Source organism: Oceanobacter mangrovi (assembly GCF_019740315.1).
GTDB lineage: Bacteria > Pseudomonadota > Gammaproteobacteria > Pseudomonadales > Oceanobacteraceae > Oceanobacter > Oceanobacter mangrovi.
In genome coordinates this window covers 1-19819 of sequence record NZ_JAHXZR010000018.1, presented here as the reverse complement: position 1 = coordinate 19819, position 19819 = coordinate 1, and the positions used below count along the sequence as shown (strand labels likewise).

Genomic DNA, 19819 nt, shown 5'->3' with positions numbered 1-19819 from the left:
AACCAGCCCAGCGCTTCTGCCCGGCCGGTGTATACGAAGTAGTGGATGGTGAAAACGGCGATCCGAAGTTCCAGATCAACGCCGCCAACTGCGTCCACTGCAAAACCTGTGATATCAAAGACCCCTCTCAGAACATCACCTGGGTCGTACCAGAAGGTGCCGGTGGTCCTAACTATCCAAATATGTAAAAAGCATTCGCAGATGTAAAAAGCATCTGTATGTTGCCGAAATAACAAAGCCCGCACTCGCGGGCTTTGTTGTTGCTGGAGTCAGCACCATCCGACACAACGCCTGTAGGAGCTGATTTATCCGCGAAAAATATCGGTTCAGAACCGTAGGTCGGATAAGCCTGCGCCATCCGACAAAACACCGCCTGTCAGATGGTAGCCGCTGCGCGTCTTTATCAGACCTACACCAGACCAATCTTCTTGCTCACTTTTCCAACAGCTGATAGCGTAAACGGCTGAATTCAGAGACCTTGTTTGTGAGCAAAAACGGCAAAACGTGCATGCGTGTTTTCTCAGATATACGTACCAGCGCGTATATAGGGTGGCTTTCTGATTGATCCGGAAGAGTGTTGCTCGATAAGTCAGAGAGTTAGTTGCTGGTTTACAAGTGAATGGTGACTGGGAAATCGAGCAGCTTCATAAATAAGAATGTTAGCCCTTACAAAAATTAGAGTACGCATATGCAATTGAGTAAACCACAAGATTTATTTTCTCTTGCGTCTGGAGACACAGTTTCAAAACGAAATCTATTTGATCTAATCCAGTACTCAAAAGTTGATTCCTCACCATATTGGTCAGGCCCAGATTTTAAAATAGGAAACACGCCCCAACAAGGCATAAACTGGGTTGGAAATTTACCATCTGTCAAAGCAGTAATTATCAAGACTCGTCCAGGCTCATATGAAGAAGATGGATGGTCTGACGATGATAAGTCGGCATTTCATTACTCATTTAAAGCAAGGAATGGCAAGGTTAATTATAGGGAAAAGGCAAACGACGTTTTAATCAAACAACCTCAGCACCTTTATCCTATTATCCTTTTCACGGAATCCAAGAAAGAATGGCGCTATGAAGGTAACTTTTCTGTTTCTGAAATTGAAAATAATTTCGTTGTCCTTGCTCGGAAAGACTTATCAACTGAAAATGCTACCGATAATCAGGATGAGGCGGTGTATCAAGAGGGTGAGCGTCGCTATGTAACCCATTTAATGGCAGAAAGAAGTAAAGATGTTGTTTCTGCGGCCAAGAGTGCTACATCATGGGTTTGCGAAATATGTTCAATGAATTTTTATGATGAATATGGCGTTAAGTATATTGAGGCACATCATAAGACGCCAATTTTTACTTATTCATGGAAATACATTATAAAACCCCAGGATTTGGCTCTGATTTGCCCTAACTGCCATAGGGCAGTCCATATATATATGAAGAGTAGTGGCCTTGAATATGATGAGATTACCAAAATCCTGGTCCCAATGGCTAACAAGCGTATGCTGTTGGAATAGCGGTTGAAAATCACCTTGGCCTGAGCGTTAATTGTCATGAAGTATAATTTGAGCGCAAGAAAATGGCTTTTTTAAACCTGGTTGGGTGTGATAGTAATTTTTGCTATATCAATAATTACATCCCCAATCACTTTGATTATTATGTTTCCTTGGGGTATCTATTCCTGCGTAAAGCTAGCGTCATGTGGCTGCCCTGAATGTGGTGCAAAATTCGGTTCTCATTTACAAAGCCTGAACTTGCTTAATGGTAAATGTTTAAAATGTGCAGCAAAGAAAAACCCTTAACAAGGCACAGCGACATGACTGTTGATCTTCTTCCATTTCACCGGAAACCTTTTTAAACAAAATAAGGTGTCCGGCCTGCTCAAAAACCAGTAAATACCAAAACACCAATCCCAAACACTCCCCAGCCTCCACTAACCATCGTTAGCTGTTACACTCGCAGTCCCTGTTACCCCGGAGACTGCGATGTTCTTCCCTGACCCTGGTAAAAAACACTATGTGGATCGTAGCGATGTGAATGATCCGCTGTCGGCCTGTTCCCGTTTCGGGTTTGTGTTGGATGATGCCGAGTGGCCATCCGTCGAGCACTATTATCAGGGGATGAAGTTTGAGAGCGGGGACATTCGTGAATCGATCCGTACTGCGGAAAACCCGGCGAAGGCGGTCAAGCTGGCCAAGGCCAACAAGCGTCGGGCTCGCAAAGACTGGAACGACGTTCGTCAGGTGGTGATGACCCGTGCGGTGTATACCAAATGTCGTACTCATGCTGAGGTTGCCGCGGTGCTATTAAAAACCGGCACCGACAAGATTCTTGAGAATTCCATGTTCGATTATTACTGGGGCTGTGGTCGTGATGGCCGCGGCCATAATACCTATGGCAAGGTGCTTATGGCGGTGCGTGACAAGTTGCTGCAAGAGCAGACGATTGAGCCTTGAGACTTGGCTTCTGTGCCGCACCTCAAAAAGAATAAACGAGTTAGATGAACCCGGCCGCCGTGTTTCGGCGCAATTGATGGGTTCAGACGGTAAGAACGTTTGCTACAAGCTGTTAGTCAGGAAAACGATATGTCCAATGCAGTCATTGATAAAAAATCAGAAAAGAATTCGTTTGGCTTTTTGACCATGAAAGCCCACGTCGATACCACGCTGACCCTGGTTGAGATGGAAGAAGGTAAGACCGGAGTTTTGTACGAAACGGTGTTCAGTGGTCTAAAGGATGGCCGTATGAATGGTGGGCCGTTTGTTATTTCCAAAAACACCACCAGACAGGTGAACGACAGCCCGGAAGTGAATGTGATTGTCAGTGAGTTTGATAAACAGCAGGATGCCGTTTCCATGCGGATCACCATCACGGTGGATATTCCGGTGCTCGGCAAGCAGACGATTTACAATCAGACCCTTGCAGGCAAGTGCACCAGCCAGGTCGGCTGATATGTGCGCTCGCTGGTAGTCAGAGTTGCTGTTGCTGGTAGCGCCTGACTTACGGTTTGTTTTTTGAGGAATCCCCATGGTTCAGTGGCAATGTCTGTCTTTTGATCAGCTCGACAAGTGGCAGTTGTATACCTTGCTCAAGCTCAGATCGGATGTGTTTATTGTTGAGCAGGCGTGTCCGTATCCCGACGTCGATGGCAAGGATAATCAGCCGGGTGTCTTCCACCTGTTAGGTTGGCAAGACAGCACGCTGGTTGCCAGCGCCCGGTTATTATCCGCAGGGCTTAGCTTTCCCTCGGTTAGCATCGGCCGGGTGGTTACCCATAAGGATTATCGTGGCGGTGGCCTGGGTCATCAGTTAATGAGTGAAGCTATAAAGCATTGCCAGCAGCTCTGGCCTGGCGAACCAATCGAAATCAGCGCTCAGCAGTATCTGGAAGCTTTCTACAAAAAGCATGGTTTTGAACCTACGTCAGAGCACTATCTGGAAGACGATATTCTGCATGTGGATATGAAGCGTTGCTAAATGAAGCGATGGTGTTAGATTGCTTTCAAACTCCAATCAAGGAATAAAAATGATGGAAGAAGTTAAAAAAGGCTGGATAGCAAACTTTTGGAGAAGAATCGGAGCGCTGGTTGTTGATGGTCTGATTCTTGGATTGGTTGGTTTTTTATTGGGGTTAGCTCTTGAAAGTACATTTGTAAAAATGGGCAACTGGGGGCGATTAATAGGTTTTTTGATAGGGTTAGTCTATTTTGGAGTAATGAATAGCAAGCTGTTCAATGGTCAAACAATCGGTAAGAAGCTGTTGAATATTATAGTGGTCGATTCTGATAATCAGCCGATTTCGGTATTGAAGTCTATTCTGAGGTATATTGTATTTGCTGTACCATTCTCTTTGAATGGAGTTGATTTCGGTAGCGAGGCCGTATCCTCATTTATAATATACCCATTTGCGTTAGTTGTTTTTGGTGGGCTATTTTCAATATCGTATTTGTATCTATTTAACCGAGTGACCCGGCAATCACTCCATGATCTTGCAGTAGGGTCTTTCGTAGTCAATGCAAGCACTGAAAACCAGGATGTTGGTAAAATCTGGACGACGCATTTGGTGGTTGTCGCAATCTTTTTCATTGCTGCTGCTGCAGTCCCGGCGTTTACAGGAAAATTGACACAAAATGAATCCTTTAACGATATGCTTGCAGTTCAATCTGCTATTTCCAGTGAACCTGAAGTAACTTATGTCACGATTTTTTCCAATACAACGACTGTAACGTCTTCAAATACAGGAACTCGATCAGTTACATTCGTTACAGCTCGAGCTTTTCTATCATCTGATAAACTTAATGATGATGAATTTGCCCGCAAGCTGGCCACTATCGTTGTGAGATATTATCCGGATTCGGTAAGTAAAGAATCGATTAGAATTATTCTCACATATGGCTATGACATCGGTATCTGGTCTCGTTGGTTAAATCATGTATACGAATTCAATCCTGGCGAATTGATAGATGTGGAATAGGCAAATTCATATAAAAATTGTTGTCGGGTAGAGCTGCATCTCGCTGTCAGGTATTGACCATAGATAATTGGAAAATGATGGAATGGTATTGATCAGTATTAACAGCAAGATACATGAAATCTGTTCTTAACTTCTGTTTGCCTTGTGTCTCGATCATTGCTGTGGCTACCCCCTGGATGACGAAAACTACCTTGGTATCGCTACCGGCTACTAAATATAGAGCTTGGGTGGTCGGTTCTGTTGAGAAAAGCATCGCCGAAGAGTTTGACGGCAAGACTGTGTCGTCCTGCAGCTAAACCCTCACCAAACCAAAACCTGGCAGCGAGTGCTCAGTGTTAATGGACCAAACGGCTGTTGCTGTTCGAGGTACAGATTTTAAATCTGCAGCAGGTCGCGGTGCGGCTCTGCAAGACTACACCCGGCCGCCGTTTTGTTTCATAGTGCCGTTTTTCCAAACTTAAAAGCCTGCCATGAACTCCCTGCTTGAAACTGCGCGCACTCTGGCCGAACAAGGTACTGACTTGCCATTTGCTGTTTACAGCTCGGTGGATGAGCAGCATCTGGTCAATATTCCAATCATCAAGCCCGTGATGGTGTGTGTGCTGGCCGGTTCAAAGCGTCTGGGTGCTAATCTGGAAATAAGCTGTCAGGCTGGGGAGTTTGTGTTTATCGCCAACGATCCCAGCGTCACCATGCGCAATATTCCGGCGAATACCCGGTATTTTGCGGTGTTTATCGAATTTGAATTCGAGGACTTTGTTGGGCTGGGTTCAGCTGTAGAGTCGGCTGCGGAGTGCTCACCAGCCGGGTTGCTTCCAGCACAAGGTCAGGCTCAGCAGCTGATTATTGGCAAGATGACCGCGCCTTTTATGGCTGCGTTACAGCAGTTTGTTGAATGCTCGACCTTTGTACCTCCGGGGCTTTGGGCCGGGCGCCGGCGGGAGTTGCTGCAGTTGCTGATCTGGCAGGGGTATCGGCAGATTGCGGATATCGTCGCATCGCCGAATGTTCGCCACACTTTGCATCAGATGATCAGTGCCGACGTCACTCATGACTGGACCATCACAGAGCTGGCGGATCGGCTGGCGATGAGCGAATCGACTCTCAGGCGCAAGCTCAGTGCCGAGGGCACAGGCTTTCAGGCGATTAAAGACGGTGCCAGGCTGGGGCAGGGGTTGCATCTGGTGCAGACCACGCTTGATCCTATTGGGCTGGTTGCCGAGCGCTGCGGTTATCAGTCCCAGTCCCGATTTACCGACAAGTTCAAACAGCTGTTTGGTATGACGCCAACGGATTTGCGTAAAACCAGAGAGCGGCCTGCGGATGAGGCCAGAGCCGTACGGCGATTAAACTCCAGCGTGACCGATTAGGGCGAAAGACTGAATGATCCGGTACTAAATTCCATACGCTCTGATTCATAGCATATGACCTGTTGCCTGCCTCTGAATCCTCAGAGGTTTGAACCCAAAGGAATCGCTATGAAATCTGTATTCTCCCGCCTGACGCTGGGCGTCTCTCTGGCCATGGCCATCACTCTTCCAGTTCAGGCCGGGTCTCTGGCTCTGACCAGTTCGGATATTGCCGATGGCAAAACCATGCCCAAAGCCCAGGAGTTCAATGGCTTTGGCTGTTCTGGCGATAACATCTCGCCGCAGTTGTCCTGGTCCGGTGCGCCTGTGGGCACCAAAGCCTATGCGCTAATGGTGCATGACCCGGATGCGCCGACCGGCGGTGCCGGGTTCTGGCACTGGCAGCTGTTGAATATCCCCGGCACCGTCTCTTCTCTGGCCAGCGGCGCTGGAGCAGCGGATGGCAAAAGGCTGCCATTTGGGGGGGATGTTCGCAAAAACGACTACGGCCTGAAGGGCTTTGGTGGCGCTTGCCCGCCGGAGGGGCATGGTCCGCACCGCTATCGTTTTACTCTTTATGCCCTGCCAAAGGTGCTGGAGATTCCGGCGCAGGCGTCGGCTGCTGTGGTTGGATTTATGGTTGAAGGCAGTGCGCTGGAGAAGACCACACTGGAAGCCTTGTACCAGCGTTAGGTATTTCCTCTCTCGAGGCAGCTGTATTGAGGTTGCTGTATGAAAAAGCCCTCGCCAGAGCCGCTGGCGAGGGCAAAAGTGGCATCTATGGTTAGTTGCCTGCAGTCAAGCCGGCTCAGGTGTATTTCTGTTCCGCCTTGCGCAGTTTCTGAATCGCCAGTTCGTTGCTCAAGCCCAGATAGAGGCTGACACACATCAGCAGCAGGATGATCGAGAACGGCAAACCTGCTGCAATCGCCCCTGCCTGAATAGCGCTCAGGGCGGCGCTACCACCACCAACCAGCAGGGCAATGGCTACCAAACCTTCGGTACTTGCCCAGAACACCCGTTGTACAACTGGAGAATCGAGCTTGCCACCACTGGTGATGGAGTCGACCACCAGAGAGCCGGAATCCGAAGAGGTGATAAAGAAGGTCAGTACCAGTATCACGGCAATAAAGGAAATGATGTTGGTCAGCGGCAGGTTTTCGAACATCTGATACATCGCCAGAGGCACGCTGCTGAGGCCCTGTGCCAGCTGGCCAACACCGGTAGATGCCTGTTCCAGTGCGGTACCGCCAAAGATACCCATCCACAGAACGGTAATCATGGTTGGTACAATCAGTACTGCCAGCATGAATTCGCGGATGGTACGGCCTTTGGAAATACGGGCGATAAACATACCAACGAATGGTGACCAGGAGATCCACCAGGCCCAGTAGAATACGGTCCAGCCGTGGTACCAGGTGCTGTCTTCACGGCCAATCCAGTTACTCAGCGGAATGATATTTTCGGCGTAGGCCAGCAGGGTGGTGCCGGTCCAGCCAATAATTGCGCTGGTTGGGCCAAGGATAAAGACGGCCAGCATCAACACCAGAGCGACAATCATATTGATGTTGCTGAGCAGCTTGACGCCACTGTCCATACCACGAATAACGGAAATATTGGCAACGATAGTAATGCCGATGATCAGAATAATCTGGGTCGTCAGGCTATCGGGTACGCCGAACAGGAAGCTCAGTCCACTGGTCGCTTGTTGGGCGCCCAGGCCAAGAGAGGTTGCCAGACCAAACAGGGTTGCCAACACCGCCAGAGTATCAATCAGGTTGCCCATCCAGCCCCAAACACGTTCGCCCAGCAGTGGATAAAAGGCAGAACGAATGGTCAGTGGCAAGCCTTTGTTAAAGCTGAAAAAGGCCATGGCAAGGCCAAGAACACCGTAAATAGCCCATGGATGCAGGCCCCAGTGGAACATGGTCGCGCCCATGGCTGCAGCGGCACCTTCCGGCGTTTTGGAGGCCGCGTTGAGTGGTGTGCCATACCAGTCGGTGTAATAAGCTACAGGTTCGGCGACGCTCCAGAACATCAGGCCAATGCCCATTCCCGCCGCAAATAGCATGGAAATCCACGACAGGGTGGAATAGTCAGATTTGGCTGCTTCACCGCCAAGGCGAATTTTGCCCACTGGCAAGACGATCAATGCCAGGCAGAAGATTACAAAAATATTCCCGCCGATCATCAACAACCAGTCAAAGTTGTTAATAGACCAGGATTTGGCGGCACCCAGCATTTGGCTGGAAACTTCCGGGAATAGCAGTGTGCCGATAATAAAGGTGAGGATCAGCACAGCACTGATCAGTGAGACGCCTTTATGCAGGTCCATGCCAAGGAAATCGAGGTTGTCCTGGCCAGCTTCGAACTCACTTTTATATAGGTTCTCTATTTTATCTCTTTCATTTTTTGTCATTCTGAATCACCTGTAAGACAGATTTCTGTCGAAATGGATTCTCCTTCTCGGGAACCGTCATTACCCGATGTGAGATGTTTTTCGCAATATTGAATAGCAGGTTTTATACCCATTTTTTTATTTCTGAATATTATTTTTGCTGTCCGTCGCTGTTTTATGAAAATTTATAACTCAACTTTATTTTTCTATGAAAAATATAATTACGTTTTTGCAAAAATAATTGCCTTTGGTTTTTTATTAATTAGTCTTAAAGACTATTATTCTGTGATATTTAGTCGAATCGACTGAGGCTATTGGTTTTTACGTATTGGTTCTTATTTGATTGGTTAATTGTTATGAATGATTTTATAAGGCTGGGTGCCGACTGCGAAAATATCAATTTGGGTTGTGCCTTATGTCGGGGCGTTATTTAATGTTATTCACTTTTTTGGCACTGAATTGAGGCCAGATTTTGGCTGGGATTATTCCGAAAAGTAACACGGGTGAAATGGTGACGTTATTGGTTTAGTGGTGGTTTATTGGGAATGAGGGTTTGATGAAATTGATATAAGAGCTGGCTATTACCGGGGCGAATTGATAACAGCCAGAAAGAAGGGGGATTTATTTTTTAATACTGCAGAGATGCAGTTCAGAGCGGTTATATGTCGAGTACAACATTACCTTTGGGGTGACTGCAGCAGGCCAGAACATAGCCTGCTTCAATATCGTTATCGGTAATACCGCCGTTATGTACCATATGTACATCACCGGAAACTTTTTTCACTTTGCAGGTGCCACAAACACCAAAAGTACAACCAGATGGAATCACCAGGCCGGCGGAACGGGCGGCGTCCAGCAAGGTTGTTGTTTCGTCGCACTTATGGCTGATTGCGGATTGTTGGAATTCCACTGTACAGCTGGCATCTTCATCCAGAGTCGGAGCGAATTCCTCGTCGTTTTCAACAGCCGGGGCCTGGAAACTTTCTTCATGGTAGTGAGCAAGATCAAAGCCCAACCCTTCCAGAGATTCCCGTACATGCTGCATAAATGGCGCTGGGCCACAGCAGAACACTTCGCGCTCCAGGTAATCCGGTGCCATCAGGCCCAGCATCAACTGGTTGATTGAACCCTTGAAGCCAGCCCAGACTGAGTAGTCGTCCTTATCATCAACGACCCAGTTGAGTTCAATACCATTAACCCGTGAGGCCAGTTGTTCGAGACGCTTGCGGAAAATAATTTCCGATGGCCGACGGGCACAGTTTACAAACACAATGTCCGGTTCACTGCCGAGGTCATACAGGTACTCTGTCATCGATAGCATTGGCGTGATGCCGGAACCTGCAGAGATAAACAGGTATTTTTCCGCCGGGTGATTGGCGAGGGTAAAGTGACCGGCTGGCCCTATCATCTTGACGACCATGCCCGGTTTGAGATGGTCGAGCATCCAGCGAGTACCAATTGACTCAGGTCCGGCCTTGACCGTTACAGTCAGCGCCATCGGCCGGGATGGTGATGACGAAATTGTATAGGTGCGGTACAGCGGGCCACCGGGAACCGGCAATTCCAGCGTCACAAACTGACCCGGCAGGTATGAGAAGACTGCCCCCGAAGGGGCGCGAAAACAGAAGGTTGCAACGTTAGGCGCTTCCGGAGTGACGGAAACGCATTCCAGGCTTTCGCTATCCTGCCAAACCGAACGCTGGTTAATTGCCAGAGTGCTCACGTTATTCCTCCACCAGTGGGATGCGTTGCTTGCGGGCGGTTTTCAGGGTTTCGCAGTACCAGTCGATGAACTGGATAACGCCACTTTCCTGGCCAGCAGAGTATGGGCCTGGCTGGTAAGCTGGTGATTCAATGCCTTCCTGGTTATTTTCAACGACTTCGCGGTCTTCATCGTTGGTGGCAACCCAGACTTCAGTGAGGCGTTCGAGATCGTAATCAACGCCTTCAACAGCATTCTTGTTAACCAGCCAGGTGGTGGTGACTTCGGTTTCGGTGGCACTGATGGGCACGACCCGGAAGGTCATGGAGATATCCGGCAGATAATGTGACCAGATGGATGGATAGTGGAATTTCAGCAAGGTACCGGCATCTGGCAGCGCTACACGGCCCAGTGGTTTGCTGACCGCGGCCTGGCGATCCATGGTGTAGCCGAAAGCTTTTTCTTGCAGGGGCATACGGGCCAGACGGTATTGGCCGCTGTCGGAAATACGGAACTGTGATGGTGCTCCTGCTGCTTCGCAACGGTCAAAGTGAGCTTGCAGCTGCTCGGAAACCGAGCCGTTCGGGCTGACGCCTGCAACGTTTGGATCGAGTGAGAAAGTACGGCAAAGAGCCGGGTGGTTACCAACACAGTGGTAGCACTCGCGGTTGTTTTCCCAAACCAGTTTCCAGTTACCTTTTTCCACGATAGTGGATACATGGGCAACCCTGGCATCGTTCAGGTCGTGTACTTCCAGGTATGGCGTTGCCAGATCGGCAAAAGCGCTGAAGTCTGGTGCTTCGTCGGCCAGGCAAATGTAGATCAGACCTGCCAGGTTACGGCAGTGAACCGGTTTCAGAGCGTGATCGGCCGGATCAAAGTTGTCGCCCATGTCGCGAGCAAACAGCAACTTGCCATCCAGTTCGTAGGTCCACTGGTGGTACGGGCAAACGATTTTGGCCAGTTGGCCGGATTTGGATTTACACAATACCGAACCGCGGTGGCGACAGGTGTTGTGGAAGGCGCGAACCTCTTTGTCCTGGCCGCGAACAATCAGCACGCTGTATGAACCAACCTTGTGAATAACAAAATTACCCGGCTCTGCTACCTGACAGGCAGGAATCGCGTACAACCAGTTTTGGTAGAAGATATTGGCCATATCTTCTTTGAAAATATCTTCAGAGACATAAAAAGGTTGTGGCAGGGAAAAACCGCTTTTCTGGTCGGCCAGCAGGCTATCCAGGTTATCAGTATATTGGCTCATAATAAAATTCACGGTTGATTTGTATAACCGTCAAATTAGCCAGTAGCGGGTTCTGTAACAAACGAATAAAATTGCCTTTAGGCTTAGTTTAATTAAGCCTTTTGTGTGGCATCATGGTGCTGGGCCTGAAACGGATCTTGTGGCTACAATGACTTCTATCACCGGCCTGGAATGACCAGTATGGCAAATAAGTATTATGATTTACCGTCCATGCATGGGCTGGTTTGTTTTGAGGCAGCAGCCCGTCATCAGGGGTTTAAAAGTGCCGCTGAAGAGCTGAATGTGACGCCGGCGGCAATCAGCCACCAGGTCAAGCAGCTTGAAACGGATCTGGGCCGGGAATTATTCCGCCGGCTGCCCCGCGGAGTCGAGCTTACCGAGGCGGGCAATTATCTGCTGATTACCCTGCAATCAAGTTTTGCCACCATATCGGATGCCATATCCTATCTAAGGGTTGTGAAAGGCCAGTCGCAGGTCACTATCTGTGCAACCAATGCGGTGAGTTCGCTTTGGTTAACGCCCAAAATATCGGCGTTCTGGCGCAAATACCCTCAAATCAATGTGTCGCAAATTGTGACCGATGCCGATGTGCCGAAATTTCGCTGGGATCTGAATATTTGTTATGGCAATGCCGAGGAAGAAACCATGCCCTGCAAGGTGTTGTTCCGAGACCGCATCATTGCTTTGGGCAGTCCGGAATTCAAACAGGAATATGGCATTGATACTCTGGCCAGCCTGAAGAATGCTCCGCTGATACACCTGGATTCTGAAAGTGCCAGCTGGACTACCTGGAAAGACTGGTTCTGGGCCCAACATATGGATATGCCCAACAAGGGCAGTTTTCGGGTCAATAACTATATTATTGCCTTGCAGGCTGCTGAAGATGGTATGGGGGCAGTGCTCGGCTGGGAGAGCATGGTCACTAAACAGCTGGAAAGTGGTCGGCTGGTACAACTGGTGCCGGAAGAAATGGAATCGCCACTGGATTTTTATATTCGTATGAATGAAAAGGCGTCGGGTCGGGCCAGGGTTCTGATGGACTGGCTGGTTGCTTCGGTCTAGCGGGCCACTGCTAAAACAAAAAGCCCCCCGCAGCGGGCTACGGGGGGAAACTTGATAGCATCCATGGTTAGTGCGCCATCAAGAGAGGTCGGTAAATATCACGGGGATACCGGACCTCTGTTAGAGGTCCTTGACGATCCGCAGTGCATCATAAATAGCGGCGTGAGTGTTGCGCTGTGCAACAGCGTCACCAATCCGGAACAGCTGGAACTTGCCTTCCGGGTTCTTTTCAACAGTCTGTACACGGCCGTCAATCAGGTCGTCATAATTGACGGCACCGAGGTTGGTCGAGTGTGGCTTCAGGTCGAAGTACAGGTCTTCCATCGGCAGCGTGGCGAAGTTCACCAGAATCTGGTCAACGCGACGTTCCAGGCCCAGATCCATCACATAGTCACTGTTAACCAGACCGACCAGCTCTGCACCATCACGCTTGATACCGGTCAGACGCAGGGTTGGGCTAAAACGGACGTCCAGTTGCTGCAGGGTGCGCATGTAAGGAACCAGGTTCATGGCCATTACTTCCGGAGCCATTGAGCGGTCGGAAGTCATGAACTCAACCTTGGCACCAGACTTGGCGATGATCTCGGCAGCCTGCAGGGCAACGTGGTCGCCGGTGTCATCGTAAATCAGCACGTTTTTGCCTGGTTTTACGTGGCCGGAGAGAATGTCCCAACAGCTGGTTGCCAGCTCATTACCTTCGCGCAGTTCCTGATCGTTTGGCAGACCACCAGTGGCCACAATCACGGCATCCGGGTTTTCAGCCAGCACGTCATCAGCTTCTGCAAACAGGTTGAAGCGGAATTCAACGCCCATTTCCTGACAGCGCTCGTAACGCCAGTCGATGATGCTCATCATTTCACGACGACGTTCGCTCTGGGCGGTCAGACGCACCTGGCCACCAGGGCCATCAGCGGCTTCCATGACAACGACTTCGTGTCCGCGTTCAGCAGCAACGCGAGCGGCTTCCATACCACCAGGGCCTGTACCAATTACCACAATCTTGCGACGCTTTTCAGCCAGTGGAATGGTGTGTGGCATGGTGGTTTCACGGCCAGTCGCGGCGTTGTGAATACAGTAGGCCGCACCGCCCTGGTAAATACGGTCGAGACAGTAGTTGGCACCCACACAAGGACGAATGGTTTCTTCCTTGCCTTCAATGATCTTGCGCACCAGATGCGGATCTGCCATGTGCGCACGGGTCATACCAACCATGTCGATCTTGCCGGAGGCAATGGCGTGACGGGCAGTTGCCACGTCCTGAATCTTGGCGCCATGGAAAACCGGGAAATCGACGGCTTCGCGAATGTTGCCTGCAAAGTCCAGGTGCGGCGCAGACGGCATACCCTGAATCGGGATCACGTCAGTCAGGCCCGGGTCGGTATCAATGTGGCCTTTAACAACGTTGAGGAAGTCCACCAGACCGCTGTTTTTCAGACGGTGGGAAATTTCCAGACCTTCATCAGCACCAAAACCGCCAGGCAGACATTCGTCACCGGTGTAACGCACCCCCAGCAGGAACTTGTCGCCAACGCGCTCACGGATACCTTTCAGAACGTCGAAAGTAAACCGCAGACGGTTGTCCAGGCTACCGCCGTAAGGGCTGTCCAGCTGGTTGGTCAGTGGTGACCAGAACTGGTCCATCAGGTGGCCGTAAGCCTGGATTTCCAGACCATCCAGACCGGCTGCGTGCATACGCTCGGCGGCGTCTACATAGTCCTTGATCAGGCGTTCGATATCCCAGTCTTCGGCCTTTTTCGGGTAGGCGCGGTGGGATGCTTCACGCTTGTTGGAAGCAGATACCGCTGGCAACCAGTCGGCCTTGTCCCAACGGGTACGACGACCCAGGTGAGTCAGCTGGATCATCACTGCGGTGCCGTGTTCGTGACACTCGTCAGTCAGGGCTTTCATCCAGGGCACAACTTCATCCTTGTAGGCCAGGATGTTGTTGAACACTGGTGGGCTGTCTTTGGCAACCGCGGCGGAGCCCGCGGTCATCGTCAGTGCAACACCGGCCTTGGCACGTTCAACGTGGTAGGCGCGATACAGCTCTTTTGGCATGCCATCAACCGGGTAAGCAGGCTCATGCGAAGTCAGCATGATGCGGTTTTTCAAAGTCAGATGCTTGATTTGCAACGGCTGCAGAAGTGGATCGTTCTTCATGACGAAACCTCCAAAGTGACCAATTTTTTTAACTGTGTTGACAACACTATTGGCATCTGTACATCATTGTCAATATAAATGTACACATGTGTACATTGTGTCGAAAATGGCAGCTCTCGTGTAGTGTCGCTTTGTGTTCATGGAAAACGAGAGAGTCAAGTGAAAGAGGATCGAGCCAAAACATCGCGTGATGACTGGGTTGATGCAGCCTACGAAATGTTGATTGGGGCTGGTGTAGACGCGGTCAAGGTTGTACCGCTGGCGAAGAAAATGAAAACCTCGAGAACCAGTTTCTACTGGTTGTTCAAGGACCGAGATGAGGTGCTGGCTGCCTTGCTGGAGCGCTGGCAACAGCAAAATACGCCGGCGTTACTGAAGCAGGCGGGTTTGTATGCCGCGGATGCGGTTGAGGGCATGCTGAACGTGTTCGATTGCTGGCTCGACCAGCAGTTGTTTGATTCAGAACTGGAGTACGCCATTCGCAGCTGGAGCCTGCAGGAGGAACAGGTTAGCACAGCGGTGAAAGAAGCCGATGAAGTGCGCCTGGCAGCCTTGCGCGAAATGTTCGAACGGCTGGGTTTTGTTGGTCTGGAGGCGGATACCCGGGCACGTACTGTGTACCTGCTCCAGATTGGCTATATCTCAATGCATATCGAGGAAGAAGCGGGAGCCCGTCTGGCACGGATCCCGGAGTACGTGAATATTTTTACCGGCAAACCTTGCCGCAAGAGCGACCTGGAACGGTTTGCGTCGCGTCACCGTAATCAGTTTGGTGATGTCGAGTTGCAGGCTGTATTGGCCGGGCTTGAGTAAGGCAGTACGACCAAAAAAGATCGCAAAAGAGAGACCCGGAAAGAGAGGCCTGACTATGAGCTGGACACCCACAGTGGGAATTCTGGGCGGTAATGGCTGGCTGGGCACGGCTTTCGGCCAGAATGCCCTTCGCAGCGGCTTGTTACAGCCTGAGCAGTTGTTGATTTCCCGCAGCCGTCGCGGCTGGCAATACCAGCAATGGCCAGCGGTGCGTTGCGCCGACGACCTGCAGGAGATGCTGCCGCATGTCGACGTGCTGGTGTTGTCCGTGAGGCCGCAAGACTTTGCTGCGCTGCAATTTGACGCTGGCGAGCGGCTGGTAATTTCTCTGATGGCGTGTGTCTCGATGGCGGAATTACAGCAGCGCTGTGGCACTGAACAAGTGGTGCGGGCAATGCCGAATGCAGCAGCGGAGTTTCAGCAGTCCTATACGCCTTGGCTGGCCAGTGATGCGGTTTCTTCTGAGCAGAAACAGTGGCTGCAGCAGTGGTTGGCAGCTTCCGGCGAAGCCGCTGAAATCAGCAGCGAACGGCAATTGGACTACCTTACCGGTCTGACCGGCAGTGGCCCGGCGTTTCCGGCGCTGCTGGCCAGTACCATGATCAATAACGCCGTGGCGCAGGGGCTGTCCGAGCAGCAGGCGCAACAGGCGGTGATTACAACCCTGGCAGGCGCCTGCCATATTTTGCAGCAAGGACCAGACAGCCCACAGCAGCTGGTTGATCATTTTATGGGATATCGCGGCACGACGACGGAGGGCTTGTTGGCGATGCAGGGCGCAGGTCTGACGGCTGCCGTGGAAGCCGGTTTGGCAGCAGCCTTTGCCGCGGCTGCGGGGGAGCGGCCAATTCAGGCTTTTGAATAAATGAATATCCGATCTTGAGTATCGTATCAGTGATACCTGAGCTGACGATATAACAGCCGCAGACAGGGATTATATGACTGATTTTATATGGCAATCTGTATATGACGGGTCTTATATAAAGGGTTTTATATGAGTAGTGGCCAGCGGCTGATCAACCGTAACGCTATTTTTTAAAATGCAATAACCATCATGAAATAAATGGGGTTGCTCAGACTCAGGGTTTTTTTCGCCTCAACGAAAGATATCCGGAAAGCATTTCCGGGGAATACAATCGGGAGCTTTATATGCTTGAAATTAATACGACGGTAGCGATCGCTACCTTCTCGGTATATTTTTTGGTGATGCTGGCGATCGGCATAGTTGCCTGGCAGCGTTCATCGAGCTTTGAAGATTATGCCCTTGGCGGTCGATCATTGGGGCCGTTTGCTACCGCCATTTCGAGTGGTGCTTCGGAAATGTCGGGTTGGCTGATGGTCGCGATGCCAGGCTATGCCTATGTTTCCGGTATGTCGTCGTTCTGGGTCGCGCTGGGGCTGGGTCTTGGCTGTTTGTGCAACTGGCTGCTGGTCGCCCAGCGCCTGCGGGTATACAGCTATGTTGCCAATAACTCGCTGACGATTCCGGAATTCCTGTCTGAGCGCTTCCAGCACCATACCCGTCTGCTGCGCGGTGTGGCAGCGGTATTTATTATTGTTTTCTACCTCTTTTATACCAGCTCGGGCTTGGTTGCAGGTGGCAAACTACTGAATACCGTATTTGGCATGAGCTATGAAATGGCCGTTATTCTGGGAGTGGCGGCCATTCTCTCCTATACCTTTTTTGGCGGTTATCTGGCGGTTTCCTGGACCGACGTTATTCAGGGCCTGATGATGATATTTGCGCTGGTAGCCATTCCGGTAGCGGTCATTATGCATATGGGAGGTCTGGATCTGACCCTCAGTACGGCGCAAGCCAATGCCCCCGATGTATTGAACTGGATGGTGGATGCGACTTCCGGTGAATCGCTCACCGTGCTGGTAATTATCAGCTCGCTGGCCTGGGGCCTGGGTTATTTTGGCCAACCTCATGCGCTGGCGCGTTTTGCGGGTATCAACAGTCACCGCAACATCCCGTTCGCCCGCCGTATTGCTGTGAGCTGGACTGTGATTGGCCTGCTGTGTGCGATGGCGATTGGTATTTTTGGTCGTGCGGTATTCCCGCAAGGACTGGACGACCACGAACGTATTTTCATGTTTATGGTTGACCTGTTGTTCAACCCGGTGATTGCCAGCATCTTGCTGACTGCCATTCTGGCGGCGGTAATGTCGACCGCTGATTCCCAGCTGCTGATTTGTTCTTCCACCATTGCTGATGACATTTACAAGGCGGTCTTCCGTAAGCATGCAACCCAACAGGAACTGGTCTGGGTTGGTCGTCTGGCGGTGCTGGGTGTGGCTCTGGTTGCCTTGATGCTGGCCTTTAACCCGAACTCCGGCGTACTGGGGCTGGTGTCTTATGCCTGGGCTGGTTTTGGTGCCTGCTTCGGCCCGACCCTGATTCTGGCGTTGTACTGGAAACGCATGAACCAGTGGGGTGCGCTGGCTGGCATCGTAGTCGGTGGTATCACCGTGATTCTCTGGTCCAAGGCCAGCGGCGGCATTTTTGATGTCTACGAAATTGTGCCCGGCTTCCTGTTCTCGCTGATCGCCATCGTGGTGGCATCTTTGGCGACCAAACAACCTGCCCAGGACGTATTGGATGACTTCCAGCGTGTTGAAGCAGAACTGCAAACCTCTCAAAACCTGAAAGAAGTGAACGTATGAAAATCCTGGTAGGCGTTAAGCGCGTGATTGATTACAACGTTCAGGTGCGCGTGCGCCCGGACGAAACAGATGTCGACCTCAGCAACACCAAAATGGCGATGAACCCATTTTGTGAAATTGCCGTAGAAGAAGCGGTGCGGCTGAAAGAACAGGGCATTGCCAGCGAAATCGTGGTTGTCAGTGTTGGACCGAAAGTGGTTCAGGAACAGCTGCGTCTGGCGATGGCCCTGGGTGCCGACCGGGCGATTCAGGTTGAAACCGAAGACGCCGTTGATTCGCTGGCCGTTGCCGAAGTATTCGCCGAGCTGGTAGCCCAGGAACAACCTGGTCTGGTGCTGTTGGGCAAGCAGTCGATTGACAGTGACAACAACCAGACTGGTCAGATGCTGGCTGGTATGGCCGGTCTGGGTCAGGCGACCTTTGCTTCAGCGATTAACTTCAAGGAGGGCTGTATTCAGGTGACCCGTGAAGTGGATGGCGGTCTGCAAACCCTCGAACTGACCTTGCCAGCGGTAGTAACCACTGACCTGCGCCTGAACGAGCCGCGCCATGCCCGTCTGCCAGACATTATGAAATCGAAGAAGAAGCCGATTGATGTACGGCCGCTGGGCGATTTCAACGTCACTGCCCAGAACTACCTGAAGGTGTTGAAAGTACAGGCACCAGCCCAGCGTCAGGCGGGTGAAATGGTGGCTTCCGTCGCCGAACTGGTCGACAAGTTGAAAAATCAGGCAGGAGTAATCGCATGAGCGTATTGGTGGTAGCTGAACATCTGGGCGGCGTATTGCAGTCCGGTACTGCGCGGGTTGTTGCTGCGGCGCTGCAAATGGGTGATGGCGTTGACGTCCTGGTGGCCGGTCACAATGTCTCGGAGGTGGCTGAACAAGCTGCGTCCCTGGCTGGTGTCCGAGCGGTAGTGGTGGTGGATCAGCCAAACCTCGCCAGCCAGCTGGCGGAATCCGTCTGTGAAGTGGTGCTGACACTGGTTGATAGTTACAGCCACTTGCTGGCTGCTGCTTCAACCTTTGGCAAAAACCTGTTGCCAAGGGTCGCTGGTATCAAGCGTTTGCCACAGCTGTCTGACGTTATTGAAGTGATCTCAGCGGATACCTTCAAGCGGCCGATTTACGCTGGTGGTGCGATTGCCACCGTGCAGAACACTGCGCCGTTGAAAATCATCACCGTGCGCACCAGTGCCTTTGGTGCCGTTGGCCAGGCGGCTGCCGCTGCCTACAGTGGTGTCAGTGTGGATGTTAACAACAGCCTGACCAGTTTGGTGTCTGAAACCCAGGCTGATGCTGCTGGCCCGGAACTGGGTTCTGCTCGCGTGGTGGTATCGGGTGGCCGTGGTATGGGCAGCAAGGAAAACTTCGCCTTGATCGAGTCGCTGGCGGGTCGCTTGAACGCCGCCGTGGGTGCTTCCCGTGCCGCCGTTGATGCCGGTTACGCCGCCAACGATTTGCAAGTCGGCCAGACCGGCAAGATCGTTGCCCCTGAGCTGTACGTCGCCGTGGGTATCTCTGGTGCCATCCAGCATCTGGCCGGTATGAAAGAGTCCCGCGTGATTGTGGCGATTAACCAGGACGAAGACGCGCCTATCTTCAAGATCGCCGATTACGGCCTGAAGATGGACCTGTTTGAAGCCTTGCCACAACTGGAAAGCGCGCTTTCCTGATTGCACTTTAGTCACCGACGACTGCCCGCAGTCGTCGGCTGATTAACCGATTGACTGCAACACAAGCATGAACACAACAACACCGAACACATACACACTTAACAAGAGAGCAATGTGCGATGTCGATTGATCAACGCGAATCCATGGCCTATGACGTCGTCATTGTTGGTGCAGGCCCATCCGGCCTGAGCGCTTCCATTCGTCTGGCCCAACTGGCCCAGGAAGCCGGTCAGGAACTCAGCATCTGTCTGGTTGAAAA

Annotated in this window: 19 protein-coding genes; 15 read left to right on the top strand and 4 right to left on the bottom strand. The window is 51.3% G+C overall.

The window, feature by feature from the left end:
* The 8 genes from K6123_RS22875 to K6123_RS22840 form a co-directional block, all read left to right on the top strand.
* Window positions 1–188, top strand: a 188-nt coding sequence (locus K6123_RS22875; protein ID WP_221799439.1) for a 4Fe-4S dicluster domain-containing protein, incomplete at its 5' end; no start/stop codon positions are given.
* A gap of 500 nt (window positions 189–688) precedes the next feature.
* A complete protein-coding gene (locus tag K6123_RS22870; protein ID WP_221801929.1) occupies window positions 689–1513 on the top strand; it encodes an HNH endonuclease in 825 nt (274 codons plus the stop codon).
* Window positions 1514–1981: 468 nt separating this feature from the next.
* Entirely contained in the window at window positions 1982–2452 is a 471-nt protein-coding gene (gene ybiA, locus K6123_RS22865) for a riboflavin biosynthesis intermediates N-glycosidase (RefSeq protein ID WP_221801927.1), read from the top strand.
* Window positions 2453–2581: 129 nt separating this feature from the next.
* Window positions 2582–2947 carry a hypothetical protein gene (locus K6123_RS22860; RefSeq protein ID WP_221801925.1) on the top strand — a complete coding sequence of 122 codons (366 nt, stop codon included), beginning with the start codon at window positions 2582–2584 and terminating at the stop codon, window positions 2945–2947.
* 76 nt (window positions 2948–3023) lie between these two features.
* Window positions 3024–3473 carry a GNAT family N-acetyltransferase gene (locus K6123_RS22855; RefSeq protein WP_221801923.1) on the top strand — a complete coding sequence of 150 codons (450 nt, stop codon included), beginning with the start codon at window positions 3024–3026 and terminating at the stop codon, window positions 3471–3473.
* A gap of 49 nt (window positions 3474–3522) precedes the next feature.
* Window positions 3523–4470: an RDD family protein gene (locus K6123_RS22850; protein ID WP_221801921.1), complete on the top strand. Its 948-nt coding sequence runs from the start codon at window positions 3523–3525 to the stop codon at window positions 4468–4470.
* Between the two features lie 470 nt (window positions 4471–4940).
* Window positions 4941–5840 (top strand): helix-turn-helix transcriptional regulator, encoded by a 900-nt coding sequence (locus K6123_RS22845; RefSeq protein WP_221801918.1) that lies wholly within the window; start codon window positions 4941–4943, stop codon window positions 5838–5840.
* A 108-nt stretch (window positions 5841–5948) separates the two neighbouring features.
* The gene (locus K6123_RS22840) at window positions 5949–6512 is read left to right on the top strand and encodes a YbhB/YbcL family Raf kinase inhibitor-like protein (protein WP_221801917.1); all 564 of its coding nucleotides are present in this window, start codon (window positions 5949–5951) and stop codon (window positions 6510–6512) included.
* A 115-nt stretch (window positions 6513–6627) separates the two neighbouring features.
* Here K6123_RS22840 and K6123_RS22835 read toward each other — a convergent pair whose 3' ends face one another.
* From K6123_RS22835 to K6123_RS22825, 3 genes are all read right to left on the bottom strand, one after another.
* Window positions 6628–8238 (bottom strand): BCCT family transporter, encoded by a 1611-nt coding sequence (locus K6123_RS22835; protein WP_221801915.1) that lies wholly within the window; start codon window positions 8236–8238, stop codon window positions 6628–6630.
* A gap of 637 nt (window positions 8239–8875) precedes the next feature.
* Complete coding sequence (locus K6123_RS22830; protein WP_343224028.1) at window positions 8876–9940, bottom strand: FAD-binding oxidoreductase; 1065 nt, start codon at window positions 9938–9940, stop codon at window positions 8876–8878.
* A 1-nt stretch (window position 9941) separates the two neighbouring features.
* Window positions 9942–11183, bottom strand: coding sequence for an aromatic ring-hydroxylating oxygenase subunit alpha (locus tag K6123_RS22825; RefSeq protein ID WP_221801913.1), 1242 nt, complete (start codon window positions 11181–11183; stop codon window positions 9942–9944).
* Window positions 11184–11363: 180 nt separating this feature from the next.
* Between K6123_RS22825 and K6123_RS22820 the strand changes: the two genes are divergently transcribed.
* Window positions 11364–12245 carry a LysR substrate-binding domain-containing protein gene (locus K6123_RS22820; RefSeq protein ID WP_221801911.1) on the top strand — a complete coding sequence of 294 codons (882 nt, stop codon included), beginning with the start codon at window positions 11364–11366 and terminating at the stop codon, window positions 12243–12245.
* Window positions 12246–12365: 120 nt separating this feature from the next.
* Here K6123_RS22820 and K6123_RS22815 read toward each other — a convergent pair whose 3' ends face one another.
* A complete protein-coding gene (locus tag K6123_RS22815; protein WP_221801909.1) occupies window positions 12366–14405 on the bottom strand; it encodes an NADH:flavin oxidoreductase in 2040 nt (679 codons plus the stop codon).
* 159 nt (window positions 14406–14564) lie between these two features.
* On the opposite strand from K6123_RS22815, the gene K6123_RS22810 reads away from it, so the two are divergent.
* The 6 genes from K6123_RS22810 to K6123_RS23340 all read left to right on the top strand — a co-directional run.
* Window positions 14565–15218: a TetR/AcrR family transcriptional regulator gene (locus K6123_RS22810; protein ID WP_343224027.1), complete on the top strand. Its 654-nt coding sequence runs from the start codon at window positions 14565–14567 to the stop codon at window positions 15216–15218.
* Window positions 15219–15273: 55 nt separating this feature from the next.
* Complete coding sequence (locus K6123_RS22805) at window positions 15274–16083, top strand: pyrroline-5-carboxylate reductase family protein (protein ID WP_221801906.1); 810 nt, start codon at window positions 15274–15276, stop codon at window positions 16081–16083.
* A 284-nt stretch (window positions 16084–16367) separates the two neighbouring features.
* On the top strand, window positions 16368–17885 hold the full coding sequence (gene putP / locus K6123_RS22800) for a sodium/proline symporter PutP (RefSeq protein WP_221801903.1): 1518 nt from the start codon (window positions 16368–16370) through the stop codon (window positions 17883–17885).
* On the top strand, window positions 17882–18634 hold the full coding sequence (locus K6123_RS22795; RefSeq protein ID WP_221801901.1) for an electron transfer flavoprotein subunit beta/FixA family protein: 753 nt from the start codon (window positions 17882–17884) through the stop codon (window positions 18632–18634). Before putP ends, K6123_RS22795 begins: the two co-directional genes overlap by 4 nt.
* On the top strand, window positions 18631–19560 hold the full coding sequence (locus K6123_RS22790; RefSeq protein ID WP_221801899.1) for an electron transfer flavoprotein subunit alpha/FixB family protein: 930 nt from the start codon (window positions 18631–18633) through the stop codon (window positions 19558–19560). The genes K6123_RS22795 and K6123_RS22790 overlap by 4 nt, the downstream gene beginning before the upstream one ends.
* A 119-nt stretch (window positions 19561–19679) precedes the next feature.
* Window positions 19680–19819 (top strand): FAD/NAD(P)-binding protein (locus K6123_RS23340; protein ID WP_246624984.1); only part of this gene is annotated, 140 nt, incomplete at its 3' end.

Excerpts from the sequence above, each read along its gene's own strand:
- K6123_RS22870 (WP_221801929.1), top strand. The coding sequence starts at position 689 with ATGCAATTGAGTAAACCACAAGATTTATTTTCTCTTGCGTCTGGAGAC.
- ybiA (WP_221801927.1), top strand. The coding sequence starts at position 1,982 with ATGTTCTTCCCTGACCCTGGTAAAAAACACTATGTGGATCGTAGCGAT.
- K6123_RS22860 (WP_221801925.1), top strand. The coding sequence starts at position 2,582 with ATGTCCAATGCAGTCATTGATAAAAAATCAGAAAAGAATTCGTTTGGC.
- K6123_RS22855 (WP_221801923.1), top strand. The coding sequence starts at position 3,024 with ATGGTTCAGTGGCAATGTCTGTCTTTTGATCAGCTCGACAAGTGGCAG.
- K6123_RS22850 (WP_221801921.1), top strand. The coding sequence starts at position 3,523 with ATGATGGAAGAAGTTAAAAAAGGCTGGATAGCAAACTTTTGGAGAAGA.
- K6123_RS22845 (WP_221801918.1), top strand. The coding sequence starts at position 4,941 with ATGAACTCCCTGCTTGAAACTGCGCGCACTCTGGCCGAACAAGGTACT.
- K6123_RS22840 (WP_221801917.1), top strand. The coding sequence starts at position 5,949 with ATGAAATCTGTATTCTCCCGCCTGACGCTGGGCGTCTCTCTGGCCATG.
- K6123_RS22835 (WP_221801915.1), bottom strand. The coding sequence starts at position 8,238 with ATGACAAAAAATGAAAGAGATAAAATAGAGAACCTATATAAAAGTGAG.
- K6123_RS22825 (WP_221801913.1), bottom strand. The coding sequence starts at position 11,183 with ATGAGCCAATATACTGATAACCTGGATAGCCTGCTGGCCGACCAGAAA.
- K6123_RS22820 (WP_221801911.1), top strand. The coding sequence starts at position 11,364 with ATGGCAAATAAGTATTATGATTTACCGTCCATGCATGGGCTGGTTTGT.
- K6123_RS22815 (WP_221801909.1), bottom strand. The coding sequence starts at position 14,405 with ATGAAGAACGATCCACTTCTGCAGCCGTTGCAAATCAAGCATCTGACT.
- K6123_RS22805 (WP_221801906.1), top strand. The coding sequence starts at position 15,274 with ATGAGCTGGACACCCACAGTGGGAATTCTGGGCGGTAATGGCTGGCTG.
- putP (WP_221801903.1), top strand. The coding sequence starts at position 16,368 with ATGCTTGAAATTAATACGACGGTAGCGATCGCTACCTTCTCGGTATAT.
- K6123_RS22795 (WP_221801901.1), top strand. The coding sequence starts at position 17,882 with ATGAAAATCCTGGTAGGCGTTAAGCGCGTGATTGATTACAACGTTCAG.
- K6123_RS22790 (WP_221801899.1), top strand. The coding sequence starts at position 18,631 with ATGAGCGTATTGGTGGTAGCTGAACATCTGGGCGGCGTATTGCAGTCC.